This window comes from Paraburkholderia fungorum, from assembly GCF_900099835.1.
GTDB classification, from domain to species: Bacteria; Pseudomonadota; Gammaproteobacteria; order Burkholderiales; family Burkholderiaceae; genus Paraburkholderia; species Paraburkholderia fungorum_A.
The window spans coordinates 330,052-349,250 of sequence record NZ_FNKP01000004.1; the positions used below are offsets into that span (position 1 = coordinate 330,052).

Consider the following 19,199-nt stretch of genomic DNA (forward strand, 5'->3'; position numbering starts at 1 on the left):
CACGCCTGCGTCCACCCACAATTGATGGCCGTTGTTATCGCGCCATAGACTCTCGAATGCGACAACGCTTATCTTCGAGCATGCAAAAAATACCATCTGCGTCTCCATTGTGTCGTCGACCATTGCGCACAACGAGCAGGTTTGGACGTGATCCAGCAGTTTACTTTGGCTCTCACGGGTGCATCAATGGTCCTAATCTGGGAGAGGGTCCCGAATCCCGCACGAACTCGTAGCTCACTCCCTGCCATTTGAACAAGCCGACGCCAATTGCGAGCGAAGCGATAAAGACGATCACTGCCCCGCCAATTAGGACTTTTGTCCAGCGACCCATGCGATTTCCCGATCAGTTTTCAAAATTTTCGCTGTCAACGATGCTAGATGGATTGCTTAGCCCCGCGAGTTTCGGCGCGAGAGCCCTGAATGTCTTTCATGGAAGCTTGAAACCGGACATTCAAACGCCGACCGGACCGCTCAGATAAATTACAGCAATTCACGCGCGGTATTGTCAACTGCCTAGATGGGTTGCTCGAATGTCCCTTACTGGCCGGACGCAGTCCGATGCCGATTGGATGCAACTCTCGTCAGTATTAGACTTGCATCGGACCCTAGGCGGCGCAAAGCGGTCCCACTGTGTGAGCAAAAGCAGTCGTCCCTAGTCTAGAGTGAATTGCTCCGTAATCGCTGATCAGAGTAGCTCAAGGAAGGTTTTATAGAGTAACGGCTTCGTCATGAAATGGTGAAATCCGGCATCGGATGCAGCCTGGCGATCTTTTTCCTCGCTTCGGCCTGTCAGCGCGATCAGTAGAATTCTTTTCTCAGCTGAAAGCTGCTTGATACGACTCGCCAACTCGTAACCCGACATGTCAGGGAGGCCGATGTCAATGACCATCACGTCGGGCAAGAAAATGTCAATTATCTCTAATGCCTTCGCACCGTTATTAACTGTATGTGCATTGTGTCCGTCCATGTCGAGCAAAGTGGCGAGGCTCAATGCGGCATCTTCGTTATCGTCCACTATCAGTACCCGGCAAATACTACTTGCCGGCTTGTACGACGGTGAGAGCGCAATTGGATTCGCGCTTTGGACGGGAGAAAGCGGTAATTGAACAGTAAATTCGCTGCCTTTGTTAGGCCCGTCACTTGAAACGCCGACTCTGCCTCCGTGTCGTTCAGTCAACGCACGAACAAGCGAACGACCGATACCAAGGCCGCCCTGAGAACGCGATTGCCCCGATGAAAGTTGCGTAAAAATACCAAAAATTGATGGAAGGTCTTCAGTCGTGATACCGATTCCAGTGTCCTGCACGACGATGGTCGCGCTCCGCTCATCGCGACGGACAGAAAGCTGTATTGTTCCGCCTTCTGGGGTATATTTCGCGGCGTTGATTAAAAGATTTTCTATGATCTGTATCAGGCGCCCGGCATCAGCGTCGACGAAAAGAGGCTGGGCAGGAAGATCAACGATGAACAGATGACCTGCACCCTCCAGGGTCCCGCGAGATCCTTCGCTCGCCTGGCGGACGACCAGTGTCAGGTCAACATGCTCGACCTTGATTTCCAGTTTCCCTTCGGCTACACGGGACACGTCAAGCAGATCGCCCACCAATCTTGCTAGTTGGATAGCTTGTCGATCGCGTACCTTACACGACCAGGCGAGGCGGGGATCGCTGAAGTTTTGACGAGCAAATAGCCGGGCAGCCGCCTGTATAGGCGCCAAGGGATTTCGAAGCTCGTGCGCGATGGTAGCGACAAACTCGTCTTTGCGACGGTCAGCACATCGGAGCGCTTCCTCAGCAACAGTTTTTTCATCGAGCGCGCGTTGCGCCTGCTGCCTCACACGCAGCAATTCCTGCTCATAAGCATGACGATCCATGACGAGCATGCAGGCGAAATCATCATACTCAGAATCTCCCTGTCGGTGGCGAACAGCGTTGATCAGCATTGGCACCTTGTGTCCATCTCGGTGCCGTATCTCGAGCTTGACCTCGGCCACCGAGCGCTGCATCTGCAGAAGTGGTGCCCAGTGAGTTTGATGAAAAACCTTGCCACCCATCGTCAGGAGATCCTGAATGCGCCGTTGGTCGAGCAGCTCGACAGCAGCAAACCCCGTCCACCGGCAGAACGTCCCGTTCACGCGCAGAATCGTTCCGTCGGTCGCGGTCGAAAGCAAACCGCACGGCGCCTGCTCAAAAGCGTCACTGATGGGAATCAGGACACGCTGCGATGAATCCATTCAAAGCCCCAGATTCAGCAGAAACTCCTCGGTGACCGACAGGCAGGGACCGGGCGCGCTGAGGTGAGGACAATGGCCAACGTTATCAACAATCGCGAGGGTGCTGCCCTTGATGGCGCGGTGCAGATATTCACCGACTACAACAGGCGCGAGCAGATCGTCGTTCGATTGTACGATGAGGGTCGGGGTACTCACGCGGTGGAGTTCGGCACGATGATCTGCAAGGAACGTGACGTGAGCAAAATGTTTGGCGATATCGGGATCGGTTCGGCAAAAGCTGTTGGTCAGTTCCGCGCCAAGTTCCGGCTGGTCCGGAGCGCCCATGATCGCGGGAGCCATGTTACTGGACCAACCCAGAAAATTATTGTCGAGCGTATCAAGCAGCTCTTCGATATCGCTTCGATCAAAGCCACCAACATAGCTGCCTTCGTTGATGAACGACGGTGACGGTCCAATCATCACATTCGCGGCGAACAAATCAGGGGCCTTGATGGCGGCAAGCATCCCGATTGTGGCACTAACGGAATGACCCACGAGGATGACAGGTTCCTTGCTGCATCCTGCGACGATTTCGAGGACGTCGTCAGCGTAGCCATCAAGCGAGGCGTACTTCTTGTAATCGTAGAGCGAAAGATCAGAGCCGCCGCTGCCGACGAGATCAAAGAGTACCGTTCTGTAACGGCCAGAAAGATGAGATGCGAACAGTCGCCACATATTCTGGTCGCACCCGAAACCGTGGGCGAACACTATTGTCCTTGGGCCTGTGCCCGAGATATGAACATTGTTCCTATGCAGGTAGCCCATTTAGCCGCCAAAAGTATCTGATTCCGCATCATCTCATATCGCACCGTGTCGGCAGTTCGAACACAGCCGATTCGATTGTTGACAATATGTGCGGAAAGTTGAGTGTCTCTTGTTGGCCGATCGGGTGAGTTCGCCAGCGGCCGCTTACTGGCACTCCAGTTCGCTGAACATGGATTCGGTTGAATGACCGGTTTGGAGGAAGCTGTCTGACCGGGTTGGGTCGGCCTGGGCCGATCACGTCGGGCTCTATTTGGCCAGGAGTTCGGGTTGGAACGCCACTCTTTGATGATTGGCGGCAACCTGTTTGACGAGGTTCATATGTCGCTGCGGATCACGGGCTAGGTAGCGTCGTGGAACTGGTCGCGGGTAGCGACGACCGGTAGATTGCAGTCATTGAACGACTTTAGTTTTCAGCCACTGGAAGGTCTGCTCCCCATCAGTTCTCTGTCATTTACGGAGTTCTCACGAATTCTTTAGCGCGTGCAAGCCGGTAGTACAGACGGGATATAGAAAGTTTCACAACGTTAACTTCGATGGTGTTGCATCTTCGAATCTAGGCGACCGGAATACACCACATTGCTCATGTCGGACGGACGATTGGCACGAGGGCTTGAATGCCTGCGGGAAGCTTCTACGTTTTGCGCAACACAGCTTAGAGCTCTTTCGCCTTTTCCTTGCCGACTGCCATAGCAGCGACACTTGCAAGGTTGGGATCAGGGGCATTGGGACACAATCCTTCGAAGATTGCGACCGCGTCCGGATCGTCGGCTCGTGCAATCTTATAGCGGCCATACCAGACTCCGCTTGATTTCCGGCCAACAACCGTTGTAACTTGGAAATGCCCCACTATTTCCGTCGCCATGGCGTTCTCCTTTCTTCGAAGAAAGGAAATACTAGCATGGTCAAAGTGCAACGTCGTACTTAACTCAGTGATTTCTAAAGGCAACTAATCACTCGTCGTGGTGATAGTGCAACCGAACGTCTTGAGGCCCGTCTATTCAGTGTTTTTTATCTAGCCGATGACAACGGAGACCCGCCATCATTTCGCGACACTCACCACGCCGAAAGCTCGGGAGATACTTCGGTTCACTCGGGGAAAAGCTCCTTCTCTATGGTCACGAAGGTGCCTACGTCCTGGATGGCGGTCTGAAGAAATGGCTCGAGGAAGAGTGTTCGACAGATAGCGGATCTGTCTAGACGATGCACTCGAACGGAGCGGCTTCCCGTGCAACGCTGCGTACAGGTTTGCCACGCGGCGTGGGTGATCTTCTCGAGAAGCTGCAGACGCAGCGCGAAATGGTGGTCGATGCCCGGGGCCGAGCACGCTTCGAAGGTATCGTGCCCGAACCTTGCGCGGGTATCAGCAGCGTCAATCTGCCGTTCACCGCATTGCTGAACGCCGATCATTGGTTCAGGGATGCAGCGACGCTGCGCGGTTTGTTCTGGCAAGTCGGCGTCGATGACGCAACGCCGTTGATTGCGAGTTGCGGGACCGACGTCACCGCTGCAGTTGTCGCGGTCGGTGCACAACTCTCTAGTTTGCGCCAGCCGATCTTTACGGTGGCTCTTGGCTGAAGTGAGGCGGCCGCGACGATACCCGAAGCTTGCAAATATCGCTTGTAAAAGTAGACAGAGAAGCGCGCGGCGGGGTACATGTTTCGTGACTGGAGTACCTCAGAGTTTCGCCCGTGACTAACCTACTGTGTCAGTGTCTCATCCTTGAAGATGGCATTCCGGGCTGTGTTTGGGTTGGACACCAAGACCGTTCGTCGTGCTTCGCGAGATAGCTCGCGCAGGTTGTATGAGTCCGGTTGTCTACCCTGTGGATCTAGGTAACAGACTGAGACATGATTGGGCCTCATGCCAGGACAGCCCCAGTGGTGCCAAAACGCTTTTCTCTTCCAAACGTCACAACCGTCCTCTTCATGCCGCATAACCAACTCCGCGCTCGATGCTGAAAGTCTGTAGTCGAAACCTTCTTTGAATGACAACAGAAATATATATACGAACGTTCGTTTTGTTTAACTAAAAATCCGCTTTTATCGCGGAAATCCTTTTCACGCCTTTAAAAACGGCTGAAAGCGTGATCTTGATCAACATTGCCATAAGCAGAAAGAAAAGAAGCCTTCAATAACCCTTCAGAACTGACGGGTGAGTGCCGTAACTACACGCATAACCCTCCTGTTTATGTAAAGCGCATTTTCCTCGGCCAACCTATGAAGAATACGAAGTTATCGACGCGCCTGATCGCGGGCTTTTCCCTCCTCACATTGTTATTAATCGGAGTGGCGGGACTTGCGTTCTATGGTTTGTCGGAGTTAAACGGTCGGCTCGACGATATTGCGCGGGTCAATAATACCGAGGCGCGTCTTGCCAATATTTTGAAATCATCGATTCAGGATCGCGCAATTGCTGTCCGCAATCTCGCATTTCTGGAAAATCATCAGGATCTGCTGGCCGAAGTCGATCGCATCAGGGCACAGGATCGAACCTACGCCGACGCTGCAAAACAGCTGCGCGACATGTTCTCGCAGGAAGCCGGCACGACCGAAGGTGAGCGCAAGTTACTGGTGGAGGTCGATCAGCAGGAGGCCTTTGCGGTACCCCCGATGAATAAGGCTATTGATCAGGCAGTCGCAGGCGACATCGGAACTGCGACCCGCACGATCATGCACGAGGCACGTCCGCCACAGCGGGTGTGGCTCGCGAAAGCCGTCGCGCTAGCGGATCGGGAAGACGAAGAAAACGTCGATGCCCAGAAGGAAGCCGTGGCAACTTATGCCAGTATTCGCGTGCTGGTCGGCTCTCTGGTAGCCCTCGCCATTGTGGTCGCTATCGTCACCGCCGTCATCCTCACACGCAGTGTGCTGCGGCAGTTGGGCGGAGAGCCAAGCGACGCTCAGCAGGTCGCCGGCGAAATCGCAGCGGGCAACCTGAGCGTTCGCATTGCTTTGGCACCCGGAGACGAGCGCAGCCTGATGGCGTCGCTCGAAGCGATGCGCGCACGCTTGACCGGTATCGTGACGGGCATCAAGAGTTCTGCGGAGTCGATTTCGGTGGCAGCGGGAGAGATTGCGCAGGGCAATCTCGATCTGTCCCAACGTACCGAAGAGCAGGCTGCGTCGCTGGAACAGACCGCGGCGAGCATGGAAGAGCTGACGTCGACGGTGAAGGCGAACACCGAGAACGCGCGTCAGGGCAGCACGCTGGCTAACACTGCGTCGCAGACTGCGTCTTCGGGCGGGGATGTCGTTCATCGCGTGGTCAGTACGATGGAGGATATTTCTTCGAGCTCGTCGAAGGTCGCGGAGATCATTTCGGTAATCGAAGGCATTGCCTTCCAGACCAATATTCTCGCGCTGAACGCAGCGGTCGAGGCTGCGCGTGCCGGCGAGCAGGGTAGGGGATTTGCGGTTGTCGCCGGAGAAGTGCGCACGCTCGCGCAGCGCAGCGCCACGGCCGCGAAAGAGATCAAGGATCTGATCGGGACGTCGGTCGCGCACGTCCGGGACGGATCGGCTCTTGTGCAGCAGGCCGGGCAGACCATGAGCGAGGTCGTGCGCTCGGTTCAGCGGGTCACGGACATCATGGGGGAAATCGCGTCGGCGTCGGTCGAACAGAATACCGGCATCGAACAGGTCAACGTGGCCGTGACCCAGATGGACGAAGTCACGCAACAGAATGCCGCGCTGGTCGAACAGGCGAGTGCCGCCGCGCAGGCGATGGCCGATCAGGCCGAAACGCTTCGCTCGGCTGTGGCTATCTTCAAGGTGGAGGAGTTGGTTCGTCCACAGGCCGCAGCGGCTGCTACCGATTCGAAATCAGGCGTGGGCGCTCCTGGTCGGCAGGTTGCATTTACGACACGGAAAGCGACCACCGACCCAGCAGCGAATCGTAACCCGGTGCAGCAGCCAGCGGTGGCGTTAGCGGAACACGACTGGCAGAACTTCTAGTTCCTTCTCGACCGCGTGCATGCGAGAGTGGTGCCGGCACAGCCTTCTTTTGCGTTATCTATCGACGTAGAAATGGGCGTGGCGGTGCACGCAACGTCGATGTGCGGTCGCGGTACCCATGCGCGCCACGATTCGATAATTTGCCCGGCAGCCCGAGGCGTTTGGTGCTCGCGCGGTAGACCGATCGGGAAACCTACCCGCCCAGCTGGACAAAACGCACGAAAGGGAATAGCGGATACTTGCACATACGAATTGGTGAATGCTCGCCGAACGCCAGCGAGCATCCGTTCTCTCAAGTTCTGGTTTTATCTCGACCTAGAACAGATCGTGCTTTTAAGTGTAAGCTAGTTGAAGGATTTTCGGGTGATGAACTGATTAGCCGATTAGCTAGCGTTTGCACGGATCGATTTTTCGCACGGTTGCGGGCACTGCGTCGATGTCCCCGGGCGAAATCTGCCCGAAGGATATCGAAACCATGTGCGAACAAATCTGCCGGTGGCACATTGCACCCTGACAAAGTCGCTCACGGAGGTATCTATGGCTGGATGGTGGCAGGCAGTCTGGCAAACCGTCCAGATCGAATTTGCCGATCTCGATGACGCAGCAAACCTGACTCAGCTTTTTATCCGGCTGGTGGTGGCGCTGGTCCTGGGCGGCGTACTTGGGTTCGAGCGCGAGATGGCGGGCCGTGACGCGGGCCTGCGCACACACATGATGGTTTCGGTCGGGTCCGCGCTGTTCGTGCTGGTACCTTTGCAGGCAGGTTTCTCTCAGGACAATCTAAGCCGCGTGCTGCAGGGGCTTGTGTCTGGAATCGGGTTTCTCGGAGCTGGTGCGATCATCAAACGGAGTTCTGAGTCGGAAGTGCGTGGCCTCACTACTGCGGCTAGCCTGTGGGTCGCGGCTGGTATCGGCATGGCTGCCGGCATGGGCCGCGAAGCGACGGCCATTCTTAGCCTGATCGTCGCGCTGCTAATCCTCTCGGGGGCGCGTTTCGTCGGGCGGACGAAATCGTCCCCGGACTCGCTATCGAAGTAATGCAAAAAAACGGCGTCTCCAACTGGAGACGCCGGCGAATGATTCTGGCTATCCGAGGGTCGCCAGAACCTGAGAGACCTGGAGTAGGCCAAATGAATCTTTCGTTTGCGACCGACAGGTGAGGGCGCCGCACTACATCGAAACGCAATCGGCGAGATTCACTCTTTCGATCACCCTCCGTGACGGCCTTCGAGCGCGCAGACGCCCCTTATCGCCGACGGGACACCGGCCACACTGCGTCTAGAAGTCCGAACGCACTGTCAGCATCGCATTACGGCGATCCCCAAATACGCTATAGAACGAGCCAGGCGGGCGAATGTAATAGCCGCGATTACAGAGGTCATTCAGTTGCAGCGACGCTTCAACGAGTTTGTTAAAGCGATACCCCACCTGCGCATTGAAAATCGCATACCCGCCTTGTTCGACGCCGCGCGAAATCCACGTCTGCGCCAACATTCCACCGCCGATGCTCATACCGCGCAACGGCCCTTGCGAGAAGCGGTAATTCGTCCATAGCTTGAACAGGTGCTTCGGATCGGTTTCGTCGGTCAGGTTCGGCGTGTCGTTTTCGAATGTCTCGTTCAGGTGTGTATAGCCCGCGTAGACATTCCAGTCCGGCATCGACTGGCCCGTGACCTCCAATTCAAATCCCTGGTCGCGAGCCTTGCCTGCAGCAATGTAATAGTACTGATGGTCCGGATCGTCGACCGCGCGGTTGTCGTCGTTGATGCGGAAAAGCGCCGTGGTCGTGTTCATGCGGCCACCGAGGAAGCTGCCCTTCAGGCCGACCTCATATTGCTCGCCGGTACGCGGCGGCAGCCCGACGCCCGAGTAGGTCGTATCGGGCTGCGCATCGAGAATACGCGAGTAGTTCGCGTAGGCCGTCAGCGAAGGGACGATATCCCATAACAGCGCCGCCGAAGACAGGAAGCGGTGATTGATCTGCGCGTTGGTTGTCCGGTCGGACACGCTCGGCAGCGTCGATTGCGTGCGGTCCTGCAGGAACGCAACGCGACCGCCCAGCACGAGCGTCAACGGCTTCGCCGGATGAATACGCGCCTGGCAGTAGACGCCGTGCTGCACCGTTCGCTCGTTCGTGCCGAACGTGAACGGAAAATCCGCCGGCTTGAGCAGCAACTCTCGCCATTTGGAAGGCGTGCTGCCCACCGTGCCGAGGCAGGGACTGGACACAACCGGTCACTTGGCTGCGCCGCGTGAATCGTCGACAGCTATCTGAGAAGCGTCAGGGACGCGGAACCTTGAACGCGGAATTTCGGCGACTGCCGTTATTTCGACCATCAGATCAATGTGATACAGCCGCTGAATCTGGACCGTCGTCGTGACTGGATAAGGCACGGCGAAAAACTCTGCGCGAATATCGCCAGCCGCCATGAAGGCTTCAATATCAGTTGTGTAGTGAACGAGCGAAAGGATGTCCGACATGGATCCGCCGATTGACCGAAGGACGTCGCGGATGTTTTCAAGTGTTTGTCGAATCTGCGCCCGAATGTTGCCGCGCCCGACGATATGCCCGTGCACATCAAGCGAAACTTGGCCCTTCAAGTGGACTATGTGTCCGTCACCTTGAACAACAGCCATCGAGAACGTTCCAAAGGGCGACCATACGGCCGAAGGATTGATTGCAGTAGCCATTGCGAAGCCTCCTGACTGCGTAGTCCTTTCGCCGAATTATCTATCATCGCAGCGCGTCCGGGCCGCCTGGATGCTGAAGCGAAGCCTGCTTATTCAGTTAGCATCAGGCCAGGTGCGGCCGCAAGCCGCCGGTCGAGATCAACATCCAATTCGCATAGTCGAGGTCCAGTCTGCTCTCGCTCAATGGCCGCTTTCGGGCGAGCGGATTGTCGGTTGCATTGCCTTGATGCGGCCACGAGCGGTCAGTCGAACTTTGATCCCAGATCGTTGACAATGCCGCGTTTGAACTGCTGTAATTTTCCGAAAACTAACCTCACTTGTCAGCGACCGATGAGATTTGCATGTTTCCTGTCACGACGCTGACTGACCTGCATAGGCGAACCGCGCGTCGAGGATGTAGATCGGTGACGATCTCAGCGGACGCGTTGTTAGTCGTTTGCATACGGGCGTCACAATTTCCCAATGAAAAACGTTAAAGGTGGGGTACACACCACATGCAGACGTTAACTACCCCGGTCTCAATTTTTTCTCTTGCAGCGCCACCTCATTACGGAGAAAAAGCAAATGCAGTATTTCGTAAAGCTGCTCACTGCTTTGGCGCTGTCGACCTGCGCTTTGAATTGCACAGCATTCGTGCCTTTGAGCTATTCAAAAGAGATAACAGTACACTTCGAAGAAGGGAAATTCGAGATTGCGGACCGAGAGCAAACCCGGCTCATGAAACTGATTGAGCATTGGGATGATTTTGTGGCCGTGAATGTTTTTGTCGTTCTCGCGCATGGCGACGAAGTCTCCAACGATGTCAATAAAGATATCCAAGCGGAACTAGCCCGTGCACGAGCAGATGCGATAAAAAGCTTCTACACAGAACATGCGCCACTGCAGCTTCGCGAGCGGTTGCATACGTACACTGAGCCAATAAAGAAGGATGGACAGGCGGATGAAACTGGACGCGCGGAAGTTGTAATTCAGGGATTCTGCAAACCGGAAAATTTTTCAATATGCGGTGACGACTGGCCACCGCAACGACCCATTGATCGCGAGTGAGCCGACTGATGTCAACAGCTACTCTAACGATTTTCTAGGTCATAGAGGATGGCTGGCGTAGCCGCATCCGACAGAGGTGGTCGGGCGACTTTCGGCCATGAGCGGTCACTCACAGCCTTGACCTCCGATACATGCCGGCAGTCGGCCAAAAAGCAACACTCGACTCAGCCCCGACGATCGCTGACAATGCCTCGCACGAAGAGTTAGTGCAAGGAGAGCTACGTGATTCGTTCAGGAGACGTCTTTGGAATTCCGACGGCCGGCGGCGAGGCATATTTTCAGTATGTGAAGAAAGTCGCTCCGATGGGCTCGTTGATCCGCGTATTGCCGGGTGTGTTTGCCGACGCACCTGCCGAATTGGAGTCGGTCGTAACTGTAGAAACGAATTTCTGGATATTTTTTCCTGTAGGAGCCGCCTTCTCTCGCGGCATCGTTCGAAAACTCGGCAGATATGCGATTCCGGATCATTCGAAAAATGTCCCCGTCTTCCGAGCTGGTGTCATCGATCCGACGGCCGGGAAAGTAGTCGACTGGTGGTTGTGGGATGGTGAAACGGAATGGCGCGTCGGCACGATCACCGATGAGCAGCGAAAGCTCCCCGTTCGAGGCTCATGGAATGACACGATGTTGATAACTCGAATCGAGGAGGGCTGGTTACCGGAAAACGATCCAAGGTAATTCAACCTCCCGAGTGCCTTGCAGAATCCGGTCAGTCGACGGCGGTCCCAGGATCGTCGACAATGCAGCTGCAGAGGACGTAGAGATCTGAAAAATATGAACCAGACCAAAGAATTCCTACTGCCGTTCGGAATCAACCTCATCGTTGAAGGCGAAATCGCAAGTATCGAATCCGACTTGCCAGAAGCGTTCCCTAGCTTGAGTGATCCCATCGAAAACGGACGCATCGTCGGGGTTGTCGAAGGCGTCGAGCAACTATTGCTTTCGCTTGCGCGTGTCGGTTTCGATTTATCCAATCCGCAGTTCGCGCGGGCAATCAATGACTGCGTAGCCAATCTTCAATCAGGCTGATCGACGAATCTCCATTGACGGCCACGACCTGCTGGCCGATTTCACCATCCCATTCGAATCGCCGAGGTCACGATGACGTTCAAGGAAAATTTGTACAAAATATGCGAGGATGTCGTCAAGGAATTTCCAGGATGGCGTTTCGTTGCCGGCAGATTCGAAAATAGCTTGTTGAAGCACACAGACCTGGTGATTGATCCAGGGCTCTTCTTTGATCAAGGTTTCACTAATCTGGAGCCGAGCATCGGCATCAGGAACAAGCGATGTGCGGCATTGTATGCGGAGATATTCGAGATTCCGCGCCGCAATATACCGGTCACATCGTTTATCAGACTTCAGGCCATAGCGCATCTGCTTGTGCATATGCCGGAACCTATGCGTCTTCAGTGCGTGATTTGTGCGGACAAGAAGCCTTTTCTAGCCGCTATTCATAAGCCGAACGCATGCCCTGAAGAGCAGATAGCCCGATTTGAGCAAATGGCGGTCGATATTCAAGACGTCCGTCCAGTGCTAATCGCGATGATGCGGGACGGCGAGTCACTACTAGGCAAGCTGTACGACCTGAGCAGTGAAGAAAATCTTCTTCGTGCTCTACCTGCAAAATACGCTACCCGTCATGCGAACTCAGCCAACGACGAACTCGAAAAGCAAAAGGGAGTGATGTTGTGCATCGTGCGTATTCTGGTTGGAGACTTTGATTACGTCGAACGATATCGCAGCGACGAGTTCCAAACGGTGTTTCCGAAGCGTGTCAATGAGTTGGATAAAATCGTCGCTAGAATGCCGGAGCTGAGAAAGCGCTTTGTCGAGCAGGGAAGATAGTCCAGGCAATTGGAGGCGATATCCTGTCGGATGAAGGAGCGATGCTGACCGGTCCGATGAGCATGCTTTCTCTGCATCCATCGGTGCGAACATCGAGGTCATGTATGAGCGCTCGCATGGTTCGGCGCCAGATCTCTGTGGCAAGGAAATAAGAAACTCCCGCATTTGAGGTGTCGGAGGCCATGACGCTGCGCCATTCACTGAACCTGCCTGATGAGGTGAGTCGCGTCGACACCGCAGTCAATTGAGTGTTGGCAAAAGTGCCGTGCACGACCGACATGTGGGAAGCCGGTGTGCGCAGGGTCAGACGCAGTGAGATGTGCGATACAGTCGCTGCCGCTCTCACTATACAAAAGGCAGTTACGCAAAGGCTGTCGTGTCGGTCATGTTCGGATCGATCATGCTGCAACCGGTTGACGAATGCACGATGAATGTCCGCAATCGAGCGCGCCAGATGTACGTTGGGGGTCGAGATATGCTCGTCGCATGCGACGCTGATCGGCCAGGAGCGGACCGTCGCCTACGGCGCGAATATCGTTGACAAACGGTGGCCCGACCGCCTGGATGAAAGTTGTACGTGCGAAGGTTAAGCAACTGCCGATCCATCCGTGTCCTCCGACGCTTCGATAGCTCTTCCCAAATTGACCAGGTAGCGCTTTGCGGTTTTGAAATCTCCGCGCCATAACCACTTCAAGCACGTGAAGAGTTCCCATGCCAGGAATCGGTCGCCATAACGATAGGCCATCGTGTCGTGCTCGGCCGAAGCTAGCCTGGATGATGCCCTCGACTCAAGGCAACGATCCCGGTTAACTATTTGGACAAATGGCTGCTCTAGGATGAGTTCAGTGTCGGGTGAGATGACGTGAAACTCGATTGAAGTGAAGTCTTCGAAGATTAGCTTTTGGAACGGGCTTTTCGGATCATGTATGCCATCAAACTTGATGAATATATCCGACTGGGTGATCTGCTGCTCTATCGAACTAATTAGCGAATTCTCAGCGCCGTCCGAGCAAAAGACAACCAGGTCGACGTCCGATACGCGATCAGCATTCCCTTTTGCAAAGGAGCCAACGACCACCGCACCGATGCAACTGGGAGAAGCCTCGAGCGCAGCCGAGATTCGTTCAAGAAGTGCCATCTGGCGCGTTGTGGAAGGGTTGTCCCTCCATTTTTTGAGAATATCTTCGAGGCGCATCGAGCAGTCCCGGATGGAAGTTTAAAGATGGTCGCGCATAACACAATAGACGTTGGACTGGTTGTAGTCGAGCGTGGGGAGGGGACGTTGCGGTTCGATAACAGTATTTTGAATCCGGCGACAGTCGGCCATTCGACATGTTTGCGGAAATCGTCAACAATTTACCGTGAATACACGTCCTGCCTCCCGGCCCCGTTCACAACCCAACGCCAAAACACTAACTCATGCTCAGCAGAATTGCGCCAATCGGGATTTTCGACTCTGGTTTGGGGGGAATATCGGTCGTCGAGGCGATTCGCCGTCGATCACCGGGAGAGGCAATCGTCTATGTCGCGGATTCGCTTTACGCGCCATATGGGGAAAAGCCCGACGAATTCATTAGAGAACGGAGCTTAGCGCTTGCGGAATGGCTTGTGCAAAGAGGCGCGAAACTGCTCGTGATTGCATGCAACACGGCTACGACGCACGCAATCTCGTATCTCCGTAGTCGACTCGCGATTCCTGTCATCGGCGTTGAACCCGGGATCAAACCTGCGGTACAGATCTCCGGCACAAAGATCGTGGGTGTGCTGGCTACCGCCGCGACCTTGCGCAGCCCGAGATTGCAGGAGCTACTGTCAGATCATTGCCATGCTTGTCGCTTCATATGTCGGGCTGGGCACGGTTTGGTAGAGCTCATTGAACAAGGCGAGGCTGCGGGATCACAGATCGAGGCGCTACTCGAGAAGTACCTAACACCCATGCTCGTGGACGGCGCGGATACGCTCGTGCTCGGCTCGACCCATTACGCGCTGCTCATTCCAAGCATCAAGCGTGTCTTTGGTGATCAATTGAGCTTGATTGAAACCGCGACCGCAATTGCTCGACGAGTCGATCATCAACTCACAGATCACTGCCTGCGCAATGAAGTGGATACCGCCGACGCAGTCCTACAATTGTGCTCGACTGCGATGTCGGAGCGGCAACGAGCACCTCTGGGAAAGCTTGCACAGATGCTATCGCTTGACGCGCATCGCGTGAATGCTATCGCAGTCGAATCATGCTGACCGGCTGAGACATCGGCGCGGACCACCATCGAATGGCTGCTTTCTGGAAAGCTGGTTGACCGCAACGGGTCCGAATCATGCGTTTTGCATGAAATCCGCGCCCGAGGCGATCGTAACGCTCGATCATCGGGCAGTGGTCGGCCAGAAGCGGCCGATCGACGACGCCCTCTAGATCGTTGACTATCGTTGCCCAAGAAGCCGCTCGACCGCCGCAGCCGGTTGATCGCGCCCGCACGAATCAACAACGATAGATCAGATGTAGATCAGTCGATTCGCCGACCTTGAAATCGCAAGTGCCGACGAGGCTAAACCCTGCCTTTTCGTAGAAGGCAATGGCCTTCGTGTTACCGGACCATACACCGAGCCATACCGCGCCGGGGCGCTCCACTGCCAGATAGGCAAGTGCCGAGTTAAACAACTTTCGTCCAACACCCGTTCCCTGGGCACCGCGCCGAATGTAGATTTGATATATTTCCGCCGCCCCCTCTGGCACATCGGAGTGCGGAAGCTTGCACGGCCCCACTTGCGCGTAACCAATCAATCCGCCGTCCTCGCACTCAACTACCCAGGTGCGATTTTCGCGATTGGTGAGCTGGTCTGTGATCGTTGTTATCGAGTAGTTTTCTTCCTCATGCTTGATTAGATCGCCCGGCGGGTAGTCGATGCCGTATCCCTCCGAAAGAAATGTTTCCCGGAATGTGTCACGTTTCAATTTGGCAAGTGGCAATGCATCTGCCACCGTCGCAATACGGATTCTCATCGGTGCTCCAGCGGTTCAGGGTCACATAGACAGCTGATCTGCCAATAGGCAGTCGAACGCGTCGATACGGCAATAGAATTTTGCCGTCACACTCTACGTGCGCAATGTTCACGTTGCAAATTCGGTCAGTAGCGGGTATTCGACTATTGATTGACCGGTGCGGGTCGAGATATGCCCGTCGCATAAGACGCTGACGGCCAGAACCAGTCGTTCGTCAGCACAGGCTTGATTGTCGACGAAGTGGCGATTAGTCGGGTTACCGTAATAGCGATTTGCTAACCTCCGTGTCCTGAGCGAACGCATGACGATCCTACGGCCGAAAGCAGACCTCGGCGGCGCATGGACAGCACGCTCTTTTATCGCCCAACGTAGCGAGGAAAGATGATCGCATTCGACCTAGGAACTCACCGTTTCCAGTTTCGAGCAGCTGTCGTTATTACGAGGTCTGACCATGTTTTACTGCATCAAGTTGAAGGTCAGGATTTCTGGTGCTTGCCGGGTGGTCGAGTAGAACCCGGCGAGCGCGCAGAGCAAACTGTGATCCGAGAGATGCGGGAGGAAGTTGGCGCGGATATTGATGTGGGAAAGATGTTGTGGACCGTGGAAAATTTTTTCTCCCACGAAAGTCGACAGCATCACGAGATCGGACTGTACTTTGCTGCCACCTTAAAAGCAGGGTCGCCAATGCTTGATTTACCCGGGCGCCACCATGGTGTGGAAGGAAGCAAACGCCTCGAATTTGCGTGGTTTCCACGCGTACAAGTATCGTCACTGGACATCAGGCCTGCATTTCTTCGCAAGTTTCTTGCACAGAGCCAACTCGAACCCGCTCATGTCGTTCAAGACGGAGAGCGATTCACAGTTAGCCGTTCTTAAATCGAGCGCTAACGAGAACTCGCGATATCGAATGCCGATCGATTTCTCCTGCGAACCATTATCGGCTATGACTCTAAATTCATTTTTTTCTACGGTGGAGAGCCTGAGATGGGATATCTCTTGGTGCTTTGCGTTGGCTTGCTCGCAGGAACCTTAAGTGGCGTAATCGGCACGGGATCGTCCATGCTGCTGATGCCTGTTCTGGTCATGCTATATGGCCCGCAACAGGCCGTTCCGATCATGGCGATTGCCGCAATCATGGGTAATCTCGGCAAGGTACTCTCGTGGTGGCGCGAGATTGACTGGCGCGCATGTTGTGCCTATTGCGTGACTGCTGTACCGGCAGCGGCTTTGGGCGTGCGCACGCTGCTGGCCTTGCCACCGCATGCCGTCGAGCTTGCGCTCGGCGTATTCTTTGTCGCCATGGTTCCCACGCGGCGCTGGCTTGCTCGTCATGCAATTCAGTTTTCGCTGCTGCAACTGGCAGGGATCGGTGCGGTGGTGGGCTTTCTCACCGGTATTGTTGTCTCAACCGGCCCGATTACCGTACCCGTGTTCATGGGATATGGTCTGGTAAAAGGCGCATTTCTAGCGACCGAAGCCACCGGCTCTATCGCGGTCTACGGTGCCAAGGTTATGGTCTTCAATCACTTTGGAGCACTGCCGCTGCCGGTCGTGTTCGATGGATTAATCACCGGTTCGGCGTTGATGGCCGGGACGTTCGCCGCACGCCGTATCGTTACGCGCATGAGCCCGGGTACTTTCAAGCTGGTCGTCGATGGATTAATGCTGTCATCCGGGCTTTCGCTACTGTGGGCGGCAGCACGCTAGGTGTAAATCTCAATGGTTATGTGAAAGCAGCCATCGACAAGACATCTGGTCGGCGGTCCCTTTTATGGGCCGGCGTGAACCGATCGCTATCGGCCCCGCTTCGGCCAACAACCGTCACTCGATAACATCTTTTAGATCGTCAACAATCACTTCATGCAACACCGGAAAGTCCTCGTCGGGTTTTTCGCGTCCTCAGCTATTGCTGGGATCGACATTGCTCGATGAAACCCGCGATCACGCTCGTGACTTCCTGAGGCCGCTCAAGGGACGGCAAATGCGCTGTGCTCGATATTTGGTGGAACGTCCCGCGGGCTACGCTGGCCGCGACGTAACGACTTTGCTCCTGAATGCCGGGTAGGTCCAAGTGCCCACACATCACCAAAGTCGGCACTGACAGTTCGCCCAACCGCCCATAGGCGATCGGTGCATCAGTATTCGTGCCCGGCGACCGCAAACCGAGAGCGACAGCGTTCATCTCATTAAACAGCCTACGAGCTTCACCCGTCACGCGCCCCTCAGATTGAAACGGACCATCAAGCCAGAGAGTCGTTCGAATCGCGATAGCCTCTTCAGTGTCATTCTGTGCCTCAGCCACCGCCAAGCGGGTGACCAAATCTTCAACCCGCCCTGCGTGAGTCATTTTCGGCGCGCCTGTCACATTCGGCGCGATAAGAACGAGACCGCGAACACACGCCGGATATCGAAGAGTTGCGTCGAGTGCGATGCCTCCCCCTTGAGAGCAGGCAACGAGTATTGCAGGGGCTCCGCCTGCGACTGATTCGAGAACGGTGATCAAATCCTCAACGGCAGAGTGGTCCTCCGCTTCGGCAACTGTTCCGCCAAATCCGCGTCGATCATAGGCGATGGCTTGGTGGCCAGTGCCAATGTCAAGCATCTGGTGGCCCCACATCCGGCGGTCCGCGACCCGAGCGTGCAGAAATACAATCGGCTCACCGCTTCCGATGACGTCCGTCGCCAAATTCGCTCGGCCCGAAGTGATTAAAAGGCTTTCCATCGCGACCCTCCCTATGTCTGGGAATGTGCATAGTACACGCTGCACTGACTTGCATTCTTCGCCGCTGAACGGCCGCTTTGCAAGAAACCGAGAGTCCGCAACGGGTCGATCTGAGGCGATAACTGTCGGACTCAGCTCTGTCCAATGCGGCCCACCGTTTTGGCCGGCACATACTTCCGGCAGGACGGTCGTTCGACCGGCATGGAGTCAAATTAGGGCGACTGGGGATAGTGTGGAGTTGCCTGACTAAGGCAAGTCCATGGCTGCGCACTAGATGTCCAGATATCCAGCATCGGCTGAAACTTCGACGGATCGTACAGCGTCGGGAAGCGGATGGACATCACTTCCGGAGCAGCTTCCCCACGCGTGAAAAGAGGAGTGCCGCAATCGGAACAAAAGCTGCGAGTCGCGAGTTTGCCACTGCTAGCACGAACTGAGTACGTCTTCGGCGAGCCCGTTATCGTCACGTCGGACACCCGGACGATGAAACCGGACGCAAAGGGAGCGCCGCTTGCGCGCTGACAGTCCAAGCAGTGGCAGTTTAGCGTCGCAACAGGGGCACGCGAGCATACATAGCGGATTGATCCGCAAGCGCACGCGCCGGAAAATGGAGCAGTCACGTCATTGTTTCCTTCTATCGCCTTACGGTCTTTACTGACATTAAAAAGGTGGCTCGCCTGAAGCTTACTGGCAGGCACTTCCTCATCACCCGCGCAGTGTAGCGTTGCCTTTATCGCACGGCAAATACGCTCGCGAGCGTCCGGTTGAGGCAATCGTGACTGTCTGCAACGGGTCGGGAAGACGCATTGCCAAGTGGCCGCTTCCAGGCAGTTGAATTCCACTGACCGCTTTCCGGCGATGAGTTTGAAGTGTGGACGGACTCAGCCCGACCCAAAACGG

General features: G+C 55.4%; 19 protein-coding genes. 10 read left to right on the forward strand and 9 right to left on the reverse strand.

All coding sequences use genetic code 11. The annotated features are described in order from the left end of the window. Nucleotides 1–685: 685 nt before the first annotated feature. The 3 genes from BLS41_RS37185 to BLS41_RS37195 all read right to left on the reverse strand — a co-directional run bounded on the left by BLS41_RS37185 (nucleotide 686) and on the right by BLS41_RS37195 (nucleotide 3,899). Nucleotides 686–2,233, reverse strand: a complete 1,548-nt coding sequence (locus BLS41_RS37185) for a hybrid sensor histidine kinase/response regulator (protein WP_074774476.1) — start codon at nucleotides 2,231–2,233, stop codon at nucleotides 686–688. Then, entirely contained in the window at nucleotides 2,234–3,037 is an 804-nt protein-coding gene (locus BLS41_RS37190; RefSeq protein ID WP_074774479.1) for an alpha/beta fold hydrolase, read from the reverse strand. It abuts the gene before it with no gap. 652 nt (nucleotides 3,038–3,689) lie between these two features. Continuing rightward, nucleotides 3,690–3,899 (reverse strand): hypothetical protein, encoded by a 210-nt coding sequence (locus BLS41_RS37195; protein ID WP_074774482.1) that lies wholly within the window; start codon nucleotides 3,897–3,899, stop codon nucleotides 3,690–3,692. Between the two features lie 395 nt (nucleotides 3,900–4,294). On the opposite strand from BLS41_RS37195, the gene BLS41_RS37200 reads away from it, so the two are divergent. From BLS41_RS37200 to BLS41_RS37210, 3 genes are all read left to right on the forward strand, one after another. Further along, nucleotides 4,295–4,612 (forward strand): rhodanese-like domain-containing protein, encoded by a 318-nt coding sequence (locus tag BLS41_RS37200; RefSeq protein WP_143026507.1) that lies wholly within the window; start codon nucleotides 4,295–4,297, stop codon nucleotides 4,610–4,612. A 641-nt stretch (nucleotides 4,613–5,253) separates the two neighbouring features. Then, nucleotides 5,254–6,990 (forward strand): methyl-accepting chemotaxis protein, encoded by a 1,737-nt coding sequence (locus BLS41_RS37205; protein ID WP_083380291.1) that lies wholly within the window; start codon nucleotides 5,254–5,256, stop codon nucleotides 6,988–6,990. A 537-nt stretch (nucleotides 6,991–7,527) separates the two neighbouring features. Further along, nucleotides 7,528–8,028 carry an MgtC/SapB family protein gene (locus BLS41_RS37210; protein WP_074774488.1) on the forward strand — a complete coding sequence of 167 codons (501 nt, stop codon included), beginning with the start codon at nucleotides 7,528–7,530 and terminating at the stop codon, nucleotides 8,026–8,028. Nucleotides 8,029–8,268: 240 nt separating this feature from the next. Here the strand turns inward: BLS41_RS37210 and BLS41_RS37215 are convergent, their stop codons facing one another. Beyond that, a complete protein-coding gene (locus tag BLS41_RS37215; protein WP_083380292.1) occupies nucleotides 8,269–9,219 on the reverse strand; it encodes a TonB-dependent siderophore receptor in 951 nt (316 codons plus the stop codon). Nucleotides 9,220–9,225: 6 nt separating this feature from the next. Further along, nucleotides 9,226–9,681 (reverse strand): RidA family protein, encoded by a 456-nt coding sequence (locus BLS41_RS37220; RefSeq protein ID WP_074774491.1) that lies wholly within the window; start codon nucleotides 9,679–9,681, stop codon nucleotides 9,226–9,228. A 564-nt stretch (nucleotides 9,682–10,245) separates the two neighbouring features. On the opposite strand from BLS41_RS37220, the gene BLS41_RS37225 reads away from it, so the two are divergent. The 4 genes from BLS41_RS37225 (at nucleotide 10,246) to BLS41_RS37240 (ending at nucleotide 12,576) form a co-directional block, all read left to right on the forward strand. After that, nucleotides 10,246–10,728, forward strand: a complete 483-nt coding sequence (locus BLS41_RS37225) for a hypothetical protein (protein WP_074774494.1) — start codon at nucleotides 10,246–10,248, stop codon at nucleotides 10,726–10,728. Between the two features lie 222 nt (nucleotides 10,729–10,950). Next, on the forward strand, nucleotides 10,951–11,406 hold the full coding sequence (locus BLS41_RS37230) for a hypothetical protein (protein ID WP_074774497.1): 456 nt from the start codon (nucleotides 10,951–10,953) through the stop codon (nucleotides 11,404–11,406). Nucleotides 11,407–11,502: 96 nt separating this feature from the next. After that, nucleotides 11,503–11,757, forward strand: a complete 255-nt coding sequence (locus BLS41_RS37235) for a hypothetical protein (protein ID WP_074774500.1) — start codon at nucleotides 11,503–11,505, stop codon at nucleotides 11,755–11,757. A gap of 72 nt (nucleotides 11,758–11,829) precedes the next feature. Beyond that, complete coding sequence (locus BLS41_RS37240) at nucleotides 11,830–12,576, forward strand: hypothetical protein (RefSeq protein ID WP_074774503.1); 747 nt, start codon at nucleotides 11,830–11,832, stop codon at nucleotides 12,574–12,576. Between the two features lie 586 nt (nucleotides 12,577–13,162). Here BLS41_RS37240 and BLS41_RS37245 read toward each other — a convergent pair. After that, entirely contained in the window at nucleotides 13,163–13,771 is a 609-nt protein-coding gene (locus tag BLS41_RS37245) for a nucleotidyltransferase domain-containing protein (RefSeq protein ID WP_074774506.1), read from the reverse strand. A gap of 224 nt (nucleotides 13,772–13,995) precedes the next feature. On the opposite strand from BLS41_RS37245, the gene murI reads away from it, so the two are divergent. After that, nucleotides 13,996–14,817, forward strand: a complete 822-nt coding sequence (gene murI / locus BLS41_RS37250) for a glutamate racemase (protein WP_074774510.1) — start codon at nucleotides 13,996–13,998, stop codon at nucleotides 14,815–14,817. A 238-nt stretch (nucleotides 14,818–15,055) separates the two neighbouring features. Here the strand turns inward: murI and BLS41_RS37255 are convergent, their stop codons facing one another. Next, nucleotides 15,056–15,577, reverse strand: a complete 522-nt coding sequence (locus BLS41_RS37255) for a GNAT family N-acetyltransferase (RefSeq protein WP_074774513.1) — start codon at nucleotides 15,575–15,577, stop codon at nucleotides 15,056–15,058. A gap of 381 nt (nucleotides 15,578–15,958) precedes the next feature. Here BLS41_RS37255 and BLS41_RS37260 point away from each other — a divergent pair, with 381 nt between their 5' ends. Further along, nucleotides 15,959–16,453 carry an NUDIX hydrolase gene (locus BLS41_RS37260; RefSeq protein ID WP_074774516.1) on the forward strand — a complete coding sequence of 165 codons (495 nt, stop codon included), beginning with the start codon at nucleotides 15,959–15,961 and terminating at the stop codon, nucleotides 16,451–16,453. A 108-nt stretch (nucleotides 16,454–16,561) separates the two neighbouring features. Beyond that, nucleotides 16,562–17,284 (forward strand): sulfite exporter TauE/SafE family protein, encoded by a 723-nt coding sequence (locus BLS41_RS37265; RefSeq protein WP_074774520.1) that lies wholly within the window; start codon nucleotides 16,562–16,564, stop codon nucleotides 17,282–17,284. A gap of 196 nt (nucleotides 17,285–17,480) precedes the next feature. Here BLS41_RS37265 and BLS41_RS37270 read toward each other — a convergent pair whose 3' ends face one another. Both BLS41_RS37270 and BLS41_RS40250 read right to left on the reverse strand, forming a co-directional pair. Then, nucleotides 17,481–18,299, reverse strand: coding sequence for an alpha/beta fold hydrolase (locus tag BLS41_RS37270; RefSeq protein WP_074774523.1), 819 nt, complete (start codon nucleotides 18,297–18,299; stop codon nucleotides 17,481–17,483). 212 nt (nucleotides 18,300–18,511) lie between these two features. Next, nucleotides 18,512–19,141, reverse strand: coding sequence for a GFA family protein (locus BLS41_RS40250; RefSeq protein ID WP_216350664.1), 630 nt, complete (start codon nucleotides 19,139–19,141; stop codon nucleotides 18,512–18,514). Between the last annotated feature and the right edge of the window lie 58 nt (nucleotides 19,142–19,199).